The sequence below is a fragment of the Sinorhizobium medicae genome (assembly GCF_007827695.1).
Lineage (GTDB): Bacteria > Pseudomonadota > Alphaproteobacteria > Rhizobiales > Rhizobiaceae > Sinorhizobium > Sinorhizobium medicae.
The window spans coordinates 59,587-72,260 of the sequence record NZ_VITA01000001.1 but is presented as its reverse complement, the minus strand read 5'-3'; the positions used below and the strand labels follow the sequence as shown (position 1 = coordinate 72,260).

The window sequence follows — 12,674 nt, the reverse complement described above, 5'->3', positions numbered from 1 at the left end:
GAAATTCGAAGGGTGAATGATGAACGAGAATTCCTATCCGCGTGACTTCGTCGGCTACGGGCGCAGGCCGCCCGAGGCGCGTTGGCCTGGGGACGCCAACATCGCTGTCCAATTCGTGCTCAACTATGAGGAAGGCGGCGAAAGCTGCATACTCGACGGCGATCCGGCGTCCGAATGTCTGCTGTCGGAGATCGTCGGCGCTCAGCCCTGGGCCGGACAGCGCAACCTCAATATGGAGTCGATCTACGAGTATGGCGCCCGCGCCGGTTTCTGGCGCCTGTGGCGGATGTTCACAAGCCGCGGCGTGACGCTGACGGTCTACGGTGTGACGCTCGCCATGGCACGCAATCCGGAGGCCGTCGCCGCCATGAAGGAAGCGGGATGGGAGATCGCCAGTCACGGTCTGCGCTGGCTCGAATACAAGGATGTTCCCGAAGAGGTCGAGCGCCAGCATATCCGCGAGGTCGTGCGGCTTCACACCGAGCTGACCGGCGAGCGCCCCCTTGGAATCTACCAGGGCAAGCCCTCGGCAAACACGCTCAAGCTCGTGCTGGAGGAGGGCGGTTTCCTCTATTCCTGCGATTCTTACGCGGATGAGCTTCCCTACTGGGTGCCGGGGCGGACGCCCGACAACCCGCATCTCATCATACCCTATACGCTCGACGCCAACGACATGCGTTTTGCGACCAGTCAGGGCTTCAACTCGGGCGACCAGTTCTTCACCTATCTCAAGGATACGTTCGACGTGCTCTATGCGGAGGGCAAGGAAGGCAGCCCGAAAATGATGAATGTCGGCCTGCATTGCCGGCTGGTCGGACGGCCCGGCCGGGCCGCGGCGCTCGCGCGGTTCATCGATTACGTGACCTCCCACGACAAGGTCTGGGTGCCGCGCCGCATCGACATAACGCGCCACTGGTACGAACATCACAAGCCGACGGAGGCGCGCTGATGCTGACTCGTGACGATTTCATCCGGCGCTTTGGTGGCATCTTCGAGCACTCGCCATGGGTGGCGGAGCGCGCTTACGACCGTGCCGCTTCCGCCGGATTGACCGCAGGCAATGTGCATTCGGCGCTCTGCAACGCCTTCCGCGAGGCTTCGCCCGCGGACCGGCTTCGGGTGCTGCGCGCTCATCCCGATCTCGCAGGCAAGCTGGCGGTCGCCGGCGAACTCACGGCGGATTCAAAGGCCGAGCAGGCGTCCGCCGGGCTCGACAGGCTCTCCCCCGAAGAACATGCACGCTTCACAGAACTGAATTCGGCCTATATCAAGAAATTCGGCTTTCCCTTCATCATTGCGGTTAAGGGGCTGGTGAAGGAAGACATCCTCGCCGCCTTCGAGCAGCGCATTGACAATTCCGCGGAAGAGGAATTTGAAGCGGCCTGTGCCGAAGTCGAGCGGATTGCCCGCCTGCGGCTGCGATCCATGCTTCCGGGAGACGACTATGCCTGACACCAATCCTGATCGTTCCGAGGGAACACCTCGTCCTGCGTCCGAGCACCCGGGCGTCTGCGGGCAGAGAACCGGAACGGCAGGTTGATGTCGCATTTGCTTTCGATCGAGCCCCTCACGAGGGAGGCTTTCGCACCGTTCGGCAGTATCATGGAGGCGGACCCCGCCTCCATGCGCTTTATCAATGGCGGCAATACCGAGCGATTTCACGCACTGGCGCGCGTCGATGCGGCGGGTGAGGGCGCCGGTGCAATCATCAACATCTTTCGCGGGCAACCCCGTGTTTTTCCCTATTCCGTGACGATGATGGAGCGCCACCCGCTCGGTAGCCAGAGCTTTTCGCCGCTCCAGGACCGGCCATGGCTGGTCGTGGTCGCCGAAGATGAAGGCGGGCGGCCCGGCCGGCCAAGGGTCTTCCTCGCAAACGGCAGACAGGGCGTGAACTACGCCCGCAATATCTGGCACCATCCGCTTATGTCGGTGGGCGTTGCAAGCGACTTCATCGTCGTCGACCGAGAGGGGCCGGGCAGCAATCTGGAAGAGTTCTATTACGACGAGGCTTTCGTCATTCGCGATCCGTTTGAAGGCGGATGACGGAGACCCAGCAGATTTTCGTCGAGGACTGACGTGGCGCACCCTTCCTCCGTCAGCTCCGAAATGGTTTGTTTTGTTGAGGTGCGCATCCAGTTGAAAGTCGAGTTCGCATCTCGAGACATCAGATGTCTGGCTTGTTAGAACCGATGAAGCTTATATTCTCGGATGGACCGAAAGCGCGCGATTTTTCCTGAAGTGCTCATGGCTATCGTGATTTTGATGAGGAAATAAGATGAGCAAGACGGGGCGCCTGACGACCCATGTTCTGGACACAGCCCTCGGCAGACCCGCTCAGGCAATGAGGATCGATCTCTATCGTCTGGAAGGCGAGGTGCGGCAGCTGATCCGTACGGTCCGAACCAATAGCGACGGCCGTATCGACGGGCCGCTTGTCGAGGGTGTCGATTTCACCAACGGCACCTACGAACTGGTCTTCCATGCGGGCGAATATCTCAGGGCCATCGACGTAGCGCTTCCGGATCCCGCGTTCCTGGACCTGGTTCCGCTGCGATTCGGTGTCGCGGACAGTCGAAACCATTATCACGTGCCGCTGCTGCTCTCACCCTACGGCTATTCCACCTATCGCGGCAGCTGAGTAAGCGCGGGGCAGCAGCAGGCTGTTGCCCGTCAAACGGCCTTAATCGGCGATCACGTCGAGGCCGACATCTGTGATGCGGCGCTTGCCGCAGAGTGCCATGGTCGTATCCATCTCCTTGCGGATAATGTCGAGCGCGATCCGCACGCCTTCCTTGCCGAGCGCGCCAAGGCCGTACAGGAAAGGGCGGCCGATATAGGTGCCTTTAGCACCGAGCGCGACCGCCTTCAGCACGTCCTGGCCGGAACGAATGCCGCCGTCGAGATGCACCTCGATCTGGTCGCCAACGGCGTCGACGATACGCGGCAGCATGCTGATCGAGGAATGCGCGCCATCGAGCTGGCGGCCGCCATGGTTGGAGACGATGATGGCATCGGCGCCGGACTTGGCTGCCATTTTCGCATCTTCCGGATCGAGAATGCCCTTGAGGATCAGCGGACCGCCCCAGCGCTCCTTGATCCACTCGACGTCCTTCCAGGAAAGCTGCGGGTCGAACTGCTCGTTCGTCCAGACCTGCAGGGAGGAGAGATCGCTGACGCTCTTGGCGTGACCAACAATATTGCCGAAGGTGCGCCTGTTGGTGCCGAGCATTTTCATGCACCAGCCGGGCCGCGTCGCCATCATCCAGAGATGTTTCGGCGTCAGTCGCGGGGGCGCGGAGAGGCCGTTGCGAAGGTCTTTATGACGCTGGCCGAGGATCTGCAGGTCGAGGGTCAGGACGAGAGCCGAGCATTTCGCAGCCTTGGCCCTGTCGATCAGGTTGAGAACGAATTCGCGCTCGCGCATGACATAGAGCTGGAACCAGAACGGCTTCGTGGTCGCAGAGGCGACGTCCTCGATCGAGCAGATGCTCATGGTCGAGAGGGTGAAGGGGATGCCAAACGCTTCGGCCGCCTGAGCTGCCAGCATCTCGCCGTCCGCGTGCTGCATGCCCGTCAGGCCGGTGGGGGCGAGCGCGACGGGCATGGAGACCTTCTGCCCGATCATGGTCGTCTCGAGCGACCGATCGGACATATCGACCAGAACCCGCTGGCGCAGCTTGATCCTGGCGAAATCCTCCTCATTGGCGCGGTAGGTTCCCTCCGTCCAGGCGCCGCTATCCGCATAATCGAAGAAAAGCTTCGGCACGCGCCTCCTGGCAAGGGCCTTGAGGTCCCGGATTTCGAGAATCTGCGTCATGGATCAGCCTCATCAAGTGAACGACTGCCGAGCCCTTATCATGTTTTCGAAGACCTTGTAATAGTTGTGGAAGTGAGAGGTCAAAATATATTACCTCTCACTTCCACTCGTGCTCCGGCAGCTAAAGCATTGATTTGCATGGCTTTCCTGCGACGTAGGTCTCGACGACAGCGCGGTCGTCACCCATCGTCTGCAGGAGGAAAAGCTCGTCGGCCAGAGAATTGACAACTTCGGCCCTGAGTGCCATTGCCGGTGTTGCCGCCATGTCGAGGACCGCGAGGTCGGCATCCGTGCCGGGCTCCAGCGTGCCGATGCGGCCGGCGAGCGACAGCGCCTCGGCATTGCCGCGAGTCATCATGTAGAAGCTGTCGAAGGGGTTCAGCCTTTCGCCTTGCAACTGCAGAATCTTGTAGGCTTCATCGAGCGTCTTCATCATCGAATAGCTGGTGCCGCCGCCGATGTCCGATGCGACCGAGACGCGCACCGGCCGCTGTCGCCGCGTCAGTGCCCGCAAAGGGAACAGGCCGGAACCAAGGAAAAGATTGGAGGTCGGGCAGAAGACGGCGATCGAGCCGGTGTCGCTCATGGCATCGGCTTCACGCTCGGACAGGTGAATGCAATGACCGAAGAGGCTTTTCGGTCCGAGCAGACCATACCGGGCGTAGACGTCAGTATAGTCCGCCGCTTCCGGATAGAGTTCCAGCGTGTAGGCGATCTCGTCGCGATTTTCCGAAAGGTGCGTCTGCACATGCAGGTCGGGAAACTCGTCGACGAGCGATCTCACGGCCTCCATCTGCTCCGGGGTCGAAGTGATCGCGAAGCGCGGCGTGATGGCCACATGGTTGCGCCCCTTGCCATGCCAGTCCGCAATGACCGCCCGCGTTTCATCATAGCTCGTCTCGGGCGTGTCGAGCAGTCCCTGGGGCGCATTGCGATCCATCATCACCTTGCCGGCCACCATGCACATGCCGCGCTTCACGCTCTCGGCGAAGAAGGCGTCGGCGGACGTTTTGTGTACGGAACAATAGGCTGCGGCGGTCGTGGTGCCATGGCGGACCATCTCGTCGAAGAAATGCCGGGCGATCCTCTCCGCATGCGCAGTCTCGACGAACCGGCATTCCTCGGGAAAAGTGTAGCTGTTCAGCCATTCAAGCAGGTTCGCCGCATAGGAGGCCATAACCTGCATCTGCGGAAAATGCAGATGTGTGTCGATGAAGCCCGGTACGATAAGATCTGGCCGGTGATCGACCTCCGCCACGTTCTCAGGTGCACCCGCCTGGACCACCGCGTAGGCGCCGGATGCGGTGATCACGCCGTTCTCGACGAGAAGGGCGCCGTCGCTCTCATAGGCATAGGAGGCTTTGTCGTCGATGCCCTGCGGTTCGCGATGGAAGCTTAAAGTGCGGCCGCGAATGAGGATGGCTGTCATCGTGTCTCCCCGACGGCGCTTTCGAACCAGGCCGTTACCAGCCGGCGCTCTTCATCCGTCATTTCGGTTATGTTGCCGGGCGGCATGGCATGGCTGCGCCCGGCCTGGATGTAGATTTCCCGCGCGCGGGCAGCAATCTCTGCCTCGCTTTCGAGCTTGACGCCGTTCGGCGGCCGCACGATCCCTTCATAGGCCGGCTCGGCCGCGTGGCACATGCTGCAGCGCGTCGAAATCGTTTCACTGACTGCGGGGAAATGTGCGTTATCGGCGAAGCGCTGGAACTCAGGGGCTGTCTCGGCACGCTCTTCGACCGTCAGTATTTCAGGCACCGTCGAGAGCCACATGACCAGGATGAACAGGAGTGCCGTGACAGCCCAGGTCCAGGTAGGCTTGCCCTTGCGCGCATGCGTTGTGTTGAACCAATGGCGGATCGTCACGCCCATCAGGAAGACGAGTCCCGCGATGACCCAGTTGAAGGCCGTCGCGAAAGCAAGCGGGTAGTGGTTCGAGAGCATGAAGAAGATGACGGGCAGCGTCAGGTAGTTGTTGTGCAGAGAGCGCTGTTTCGCCTGCGCGCCGAGCTTCGGGTCGGGCGTGCGGCCGGCAATAAGGTCGCCGACGACGATCTTCTGGTTGGGGATGATGATGAAGAAGACATTGGCCGACATGATAGTAGCGGTGAAGGCGCCGAGATGGAGGAATGCGGCGCGACCGGTGAAAACCTGTGTATAGCCCCAGGCCATTGCGACCAATACCAGGTAGAGCAGCGCCATCAGTCCCCAGGTGCTCTTACCGACCGGCGACTTGCAAAGCAGATCGTAGAGGATCCAGCCGAGACCGAGTGAGGCAAGCGAGATAAGGATCGCGGTCATGGCCGAGATGTCGAGGACATGCCGGTCTATGAGGAAGAGGTCGGCGCCGCCGTAATAGACGATACAGAGCATGGCGAAGCCCGACAGCCATGTCGCATAGGATTCCCATTTGAACCAGGTGAGGTGCTCCGGCATGGCGGCCGGCGCCACCAGATATTTCTGTATGTGATAGAAGCCACCGCCGTGGACCTGCCATTCCTCACCATAGGCGCCAGGGGGCAGATGGTCGCGTCTGACGAGACCAAGATCCAGAGCGATGAAATAGAAGGACGAGCCGATCCAGGCGATTGCGGTCACGACGTGCAGCCATCGAGCGGCGAAGGCCAGCCATTCCCAGGCGATGGCGAATTCATACATTCGGGAATCCTTTTTTCACCTTCGCACAACCTTGCGAGAAAAAGGGTGAACGGGGAAGGGGCATTTGACCGCTTGTCCCATTTCGCGAGTTTCGGTCCTGGCCGAAAAGTCGAACTAAGCAGTCAATGCGCGTCTCGATGGGTGTCGGGGTCGAGCTTGCCGAGGATCCAGTCCCGGAAGGCTCGGATCTTCGGGGCGTTGCGGCGGGCGTGCGGATAGACGAGCCAGTAATCGTGGCCGTCGCTGCATCGCAGTTCGAACGGCTGGTAAAGCCGGCCGAGCGCCACATCGTCGCTATAGAATTCAGGCATCAGGATCGCGACGCCCTGGCCAGCGACCGCCGCCCGAGCTTCGAAGGCCTGGGCGCCGAGCCGGCTTCCTGGACGCCCGTCCAGATCCGGATCGTCCACGCCCGCAGCGCGAAACCACAAGGACCACCAGGGATCTCGAGGGTCGATGATGCGGAGCTTCAGGAGGTCCCGCGGAGTGCGCACGCCACCGACCGTCTCCGCAAGGGCGGGGCTGAGCATCGGTGTAAACTCCACCCTCATCAGCCTATGGCTGGCGAGGCCCGGCCAGTCGCCCATGCCGGAGCGGATTGCTACGTCCACCGCCTCCTTGTTGAAATCGATAATCGCGTCGTTTGCCACCAGACGCACCGCAATATTCGGATGCTCCAGTTGGAAGGTCCCGATTTCCCGGGCGAGCCATTGCGAGGCAAAGGTTGCCGTCGAGTTGATGAGCAAGGCTGCTTCTGCATTCCCGCGGGCCGAGGCGACTGCGTCGTGCAGCATCTCGAAGGCTTCCGTCACTTTCGGAGCCAGGTGCTGCCCGACTTCCGTGAGTGCGATCTGCCGCGGGCGTCTCAGGAACAGCGGCTCGCCGATATTCTCCTCGATCAGCCTGATCTGGTAGCTGACCGCCGTCTGGGTCATGCCGAGCTCGTCGCCCGCCTTGGTGAAACTCCCGAGGCGGGCGGCTGCTTCGAAGACCCTCAATGCATTCAGCGGGAACTGCTTCGACATCTTCATGGGTAAGTTCTCTTGATGCATACAGACGGATGTTCGATTGGATTTCGAACATCCCTCCAGGCATCCTGCAAGTCAACTTCACCACTTTGAAAAGGTGCCAAGATGTCTTGCGATGTATCGGAATTTGCTGAAAGAAGGCCGCTCGTCCCTCTGGGCGGGGTCGTCCGGCTTGCCGCCTCGGCGCTACGCCGCATGAGAGGCCACAGCATCAGTCTCGACCTCGATTCAACATCGGACTACATGAAAAAGGACTTGGGACTTCTCGACGGCCGCATGGCCCGGCAGGACGACGACATTCTGCGGTAGAGGCTACTCATCCGGGAAAGGCTCTAAGCCGCTCCACCGCCATCAGGACGCGCTCCGGCGTTGCGGGCGTATCGAGGCGGGGGCACTCGCGATAGTCGATGATGCTGGCGACGGCCATCGACAGGGCCTCGACGACGGAAATCGGCAGCATGAGGGGTGGTTCCCCCACGGCCTTCGATTTGCCGATCGTCTCTTCCAGATTTTCCGACCATTCGGCGAGGCGCACGTTGAAGATCTTCGGCCGATCCGAAGCGAGCGGTATCTTGTAGGTCGAAGGCGCGTGCGTCCTCAGCCGCCCTTTCTCGTCCCACCAGAGCTCTTCCGTCGTAAGCCAGCCCATGCCCTGAACGAAGCCGCCCTCGATCTGGCCGAGGTCGATGGCCGGATTGAGTGAGCGGCCGACGTCATGCAGCACGTCGACCCGATCGACCATGTATTCGCCCGTCAGCGTATCGACCGAAACCTCGGATATAGCGGCGCCATAAGCAAAGTAGTAAAACGGCGTGCCGCGGCCGGCGGCCCGATCCCAGTGGATGTGCGGCGTCGCATAGAAACCGGCGGCGGAAAGCTGGACCCGTGCCCCGTATGCCTCCTGCACCAATTGCGCAAAGGGGATCAGCTCCTGGCCGATCCTGACATGATTGGCCTCGAAGGTCACGTTCTCGGCTGTCGTCTGCCACCGCTCGGCTGCAAAGGCGACCAGTCGCTCTTTTATCTGATGTGCGGCATCGAAGGCGGCCATGCCGTTGAGGTCCGAGCCTGAGGAGGCAGCGGTCGCGGACGTGTTCGGCACCTTGCCGGTCGTCGTTGCGGTGATTTTCACCCGTTCGATGTCGATCTGGAAACTGTCTGCGAGGACCTGCGCCACTTTCGTGTAGACCCCCTGGCCCATCTCCGTGCCGCCGTGGTTCAGATGGACCGAGCCGTCCGTGTACACGTGCACGAGGGCACCCGCCTGATTGAGATGGGTGAGGGTGAAGGAGATGCCGAATTTCACTGGCGTCAACGCGATACCCTTACGGATCACGCGGCTCGATCTGTTGAATTCGACGATCGCCGCCCGCCGCGCTCGATAATCGGCGCTCGCCTCCAGCTCGTCGACGATCCGGACGATGATGTTGTCCTCGATCGTCTGGTGGTAGGGCGTGACGTTGCGGCCGGAAGCCGCATCCCCGTAGAAGTTCAGCTTGCGGATGTCGAGCGGGTCCTTGCCGAGCGCATAGGCTATCTCTTCGATGATCCGCTCACCGCCGAGCATGCCCTGCGGTCCGCCGAAGCCGCGAAATGCGGTATTGGAAACCGTATTGGTTTTAAGCGGTTGCGAGGTGAGTTTCACATGTGGATAGAAGTAGGCATTATCCGCATGGAAAAGGGCGCGGTCGGTGACCGGCCCGGAGAGATCGGCCGAATAACCGCACCGAGCGGCATAATTTGCCTGGACCGCACGGATGCGGCCATCGTCATTGAAGCCGACGTCGTAGTCGACGAGGAAGTCGTGGCGCTTGCCGGTGGCCACCATGTCGTCGTCGCGGTCCGGGCGAAACTTGACGGAACGGCGAAGCTTGCGCGCGGCGACCGCGGCGAGTGCCGCGAACTGGTTGCCCTGGGTTTCCTTGCCGCCAAAGGCGCCGCCCATCCGGCGGACATTCACTGTGACGGCGTTGGATGGAACGCCAAGCACCTGCGCGACCATACGCTGCACTTCGCTTGGGTGCTGCGTGGAGACCCAGACCGTTATTTCGTCGTCCTCGCCGGGGATAGCCAGCGCGATATGCCCTTCGAGATAGAAATGCTCCTGGCCGCCGATCCGCATGCGCCCCTGGAGCCGGCGAGGGGCCCGCTCCAGCTCGCCAAGGGCGTCGCCCCGCTCGAGCGTCAGCGGCGGGGTTATCAGAGTGCCACCAGTCGCCATAGCATCGATCACATCAATCGCCGGAGGCAAGTCGCGATAGGTGATCTTCGCAAGCCGTGCAGCGCGGCGGGCGATATCCCGTGTCTCGGCAATGACCGCAAAGGCCGGCTGACCATGAAACTGGATGAGACCGTCGGCGAGCACCGGCTCGTCATGCAAGTGGGTGGGGCTGATGTCGTTGGAATGTGGCATGTCCCTGGCGGTGAGGACGGAAACGACGCCCGGCAGTGCGGCGACGGCGGAGAGGTCCATTGCGAGGATTTCCGCATGCGCCCGGTCCGTCAGGCCGAGGGCGCCATGCAACGTGCCGTTCGGTTCCGGCATGTCATCGATATAGTCGGCGGTACCCGCCACATGCTTGTGGGCGCTGTCGTGACGGAGCGGCGCATGCATGGGGCCGGTGATGTTGCTGACTTCGAGGTTGGGTTTATCCATGTGGATGTCAGCACTCATGCCACCTCCTCGAACCGCCGGAGCTGCGCCGTCTCCCCGGTGCTCTCGAGGAAGAAGCGCATCAGCAGATTCTTCGCCGCAAGCAGGCGATAGGCGCCGGTGGCGCGCCAGTCGGTGATCGGCTGGTAATCGGTATCGAAGGCGCTCTGGGCGTCGCGTATCGTCCCCTCATTCCATAATTCGCCGAGCAGGGCCGCTTCGACGACCTTTGCCCGTTTCGGTGTTGCCGCCATGCCGCCGAAAGCGATTCTCGCCGCCTTCACCCGATCTCCGTCGAGCGAGATGCGGAAGGCGCCAAGCAGCGCGGAAATGTCCTCGTCGCGGCGCTTCGAGATCTTATAGGCGGCGAAGCGCTCCCCCGCGGGCAGCGCCGGGACGAAGATGCTTTCGACGAATTCCCCCGGCCTGCGATCCTGCTTGCCATAGGCGATGAAGAAATCCTCGAGCGGGAGCGTGCGCGAACCGCCATGGGAGCGCAGGGTAAGCGTCGCACCGAGCACGATCAGCGGCGGCGGGCTGTCCCCGATCGGCGAGCCGTTGGCGATGTTGCCTCCTATCGTGCCCATGTTGCGCACCTGATCGCCACCGACGCGATCGAGAAGCCGGCCGAACGACGGGTAGGCGGAGGAAAGGGCCTCGTATGCCGCCGAGTAGCTGACGCCTGCTCCGATCGTCAGACCCGCTTTTGAGCTCTCGATCCGCTGCAGCTCGGCGATGCCGTTAACGAAGACGACCGTATTCAGCGGTCGCATCTGCTTCGTCACCCAAAGTCCGACATCGGTGCAGCCGGCGACGATCGTGGCCGCGGGACGATCGGCGAGGACACGTGCGAGGTCGGCAGCGTCGGCGGGTACAATCAGACAGTCCACGCCGCTGCGGATTTCGATCCTTTCGGCTTGTCTCAGCTCCTGCAGGCGTGCCCTTACCGCCTCCCGCACGCGGGTGATCGGGTCGAAGAGAACGTCCGGGCGATCCGCCGCCGCGGCCTCCGCCGCGCGCACGATCGGTTCGTAGCCGGTGCATCGACAGAGATTGCCCTGCAGTGCCTTTTCGATTGCCGCGCGGCCCGGTCTGTCGTTGGTCAGCCACAGCCCGTACAGCGACATGACGATTCCAGGCGTGCAGAAGCCGCATTGGGAGCCGTGAAAATCCACGAGTGCCTGCTGCACGGGATGGAGCTTCCCGTCCTTGCCGGCCAGGTGCTCGACCGTGACGATATGTGTGGCGTTGAGTGAGCCCATGAAACGAATACAGGCGTTTACGCTCTCATAGACGAGGGTAGTCTCGCCTCCTTCGCCATCATGGGCAAGCCGGCCGACGAGCACCGTACAGGCGCCGCAGTCGCCCTCGGCACAGCCTTCCTTGGTGCCGGTGAGGCGGCGCTCCAGCCTCAGATAATCCAGCAGTGTCGCTGTCGGGGCAACATCGGAAAGGGCGATCTCTGTGTCGTTCAGGATGAAGCGGATGCTGTCGGGTGCCTGTTCCATGCCATTCCTCTGCCCTCAGTCGTGGACTACTGCGCCGTCCACCCGCCATCCATTGAGACATGCGTGCCGGTGATCTGGGAAGCGTCGTCGCTTGCAAGATAAAGCGCCAGAGAAGCCACCTGTTCGACGGTGATGAACTTTTTTGTCGGCTGCCCCTTGAGCATCACCTCATTGATCACCTGCTCCTCGGTTATGCCGCGCGTTCTCGCCTGGTCCGGTATCTGCTTTTCGACGAGCGGCGTTAGAACGTAGCCGGGGCAGATCGAATTCACGGTAATGCCGTTCTCCGCCACTTCCAGCGCCACGGTCTTCGTCAACCCCATGATACCATGCTTGGCGGCGACGTAGGCGGACTTGAAGGGGGATGCCACGAGGCCATGCGCAGAGGCAATATTGATGATCCGGCCCCAGCCGTTTTTCTTCATCGGTGGAATGGCGGCACGGATGGTGTGAAAGGAGGAGGAGAGGTTGATGGCAACGATCCGGTCCCACTGCTCGGCGGGGAAGTCTTCGATCTTTTCGACGAACTGCACGCCGGCATTGTTGACGAGGATGTCGGCGCCGCCGAAGCGGGATGCAGCGGTCGCCATCATCTCGGCGATCTCGGATGGCTTGGTCATGTCGGCCGGGTGGTGAAGCACGCTGCCGGACGTTAAGCCGGCGACTTCGTCCGTGACAGTCCTGATTTCGTCCGCCGTGCCGAAACCGTTCAGCACGATGTTGGCCCCGGTCTTCGCCAGAGCCCGGGCGATCGCCAGGCCGATACCGCTCGTAGAACCCGTTATGACCGCAGTCTTGACCATTCCAGCTCACTCCCTCCTGACGCTATCCCTGTTTTTCGCAACGCAGCACTCTCAGCCTACGCGCAAAGGCGCAGCGGTGACAATTGTGTTTTTCCGCGGTGTTCTACCGGGTGCACAGCAGTGCAGGCATTCGCATAATCATTCAGAGAAAGTTGCGTTTTGTTTTCGTTTGACATTCGTTTTTCTCTCGTATTGAAGTCGTGC

12 protein-coding genes are annotated in these 12,674 nt (G+C 61.6%); 5 read left to right on the top strand and 7 right to left on the bottom strand.

Features of this window, described 5'->3' with window-relative positions; all coding sequences use genetic code 11:
* The first annotated feature begins 19 nt into the window (after positions 1-19).
* The 4 genes from puuE to uraH all read left to right on the top strand — a co-directional run bounded on the left by puuE (position 20) and on the right by uraH (position 2,641).
* Positions 20-949 carry an allantoinase PuuE gene (gene puuE, locus FB009_RS00360; protein ID WP_101795440.1) on the top strand — a complete coding sequence of 310 codons (930 nt, stop codon included), beginning with the start codon at positions 20-22 and terminating at the stop codon, positions 947-949.
* Positions 949-1,452 (top strand): 2-oxo-4-hydroxy-4-carboxy-5-ureidoimidazoline decarboxylase, encoded by a 504-nt coding sequence (uraD, locus tag FB009_RS00355; RefSeq protein WP_012061423.1) that lies wholly within the window; start codon positions 949-951, stop codon positions 1,450-1,452. Before puuE ends, uraD begins: the two co-directional genes overlap by 1 nt.
* 87 nt (positions 1,453-1,539) lie before the next feature.
* Positions 1,540-2,046, top strand: a complete 507-nt coding sequence (locus FB009_RS00350) for an ureidoglycolate lyase (protein WP_012061424.1) — start codon at positions 1,540-1,542, stop codon at positions 2,044-2,046.
* Between the two features lie 232 nt (positions 2,047-2,278).
* Positions 2,279-2,641: a hydroxyisourate hydrolase gene (uraH, locus tag FB009_RS00345; RefSeq protein ID WP_018012090.1), complete on the top strand. Its 363-nt coding sequence runs from the start codon at positions 2,279-2,281 to the stop codon at positions 2,639-2,641.
* A gap of 42 nt (positions 2,642-2,683) precedes the next feature.
* On the opposite strand, the gene FB009_RS00340 is transcribed toward uraH, so the two are convergent.
* The 4 genes from FB009_RS00340 to FB009_RS00325 form a co-directional block, all read right to left on the bottom strand.
* Complete coding sequence (locus FB009_RS00340) at positions 2,684-3,820, bottom strand: alpha-hydroxy acid oxidase (RefSeq protein WP_012061426.1); 1,137 nt, start codon at positions 3,818-3,820, stop codon at positions 2,684-2,686.
* 121 nt (positions 3,821-3,941) lie between these two features.
* Complete coding sequence (guaD, locus tag FB009_RS00335) at positions 3,942-5,249, bottom strand: guanine deaminase (protein ID WP_101795418.1); 1,308 nt, start codon at positions 5,247-5,249, stop codon at positions 3,942-3,944.
* Complete coding sequence (locus tag FB009_RS00330) at positions 5,246-6,478, bottom strand: urate hydroxylase PuuD (RefSeq protein WP_012061428.1); 1,233 nt, start codon at positions 6,476-6,478, stop codon at positions 5,246-5,248. Before FB009_RS00330 ends, guaD begins: the two co-directional genes overlap by 4 nt.
* Positions 6,479-6,600: 122 nt before the next feature.
* Positions 6,601-7,509, bottom strand: a complete 909-nt coding sequence (locus tag FB009_RS00325; protein WP_026161017.1) for a LysR substrate-binding domain-containing protein — start codon at positions 7,507-7,509, stop codon at positions 6,601-6,603.
* Positions 7,510-7,611: 102 nt separating this feature from the next.
* On the opposite strand from FB009_RS00325, the gene FB009_RS00320 reads away from it, so the two are divergent.
* Positions 7,612-7,815 carry a hypothetical protein gene (locus FB009_RS00320; protein WP_028053387.1) on the top strand — a complete coding sequence of 68 codons (204 nt, stop codon included), beginning with the start codon at positions 7,612-7,614 and terminating at the stop codon, positions 7,813-7,815.
* Positions 7,816-7,822: 7 nt separating this feature from the next.
* Here the strand turns inward: FB009_RS00320 and xdhB are convergent, their stop codons facing one another.
* From xdhB to FB009_RS00305, 3 genes are read right to left on the bottom strand one after another with little or no spacing between them, the layout of a single operon-like run.
* On the bottom strand, positions 7,823-10,162 hold the full coding sequence (gene xdhB / locus FB009_RS00315) for a xanthine dehydrogenase molybdopterin binding subunit (RefSeq protein WP_162304074.1): 2,340 nt from the start codon (positions 10,160-10,162) through the stop codon (positions 7,823-7,825).
* A 14-nt stretch (positions 10,163-10,176) separates the two neighbouring features.
* Positions 10,177-11,667 (bottom strand): xanthine dehydrogenase small subunit, encoded by a 1,491-nt coding sequence (gene xdhA, locus FB009_RS00310; RefSeq protein ID WP_012061432.1) that lies wholly within the window; start codon positions 11,665-11,667, stop codon positions 10,177-10,179.
* Between the two features lie 26 nt (positions 11,668-11,693).
* Positions 11,694-12,470: a 3-hydroxybutyrate dehydrogenase gene (locus FB009_RS00305; protein WP_012061433.1), complete on the bottom strand. Its 777-nt coding sequence runs from the start codon at positions 12,468-12,470 to the stop codon at positions 11,694-11,696.
* Between the last annotated feature and the right edge of the window lie 204 nt (positions 12,471-12,674).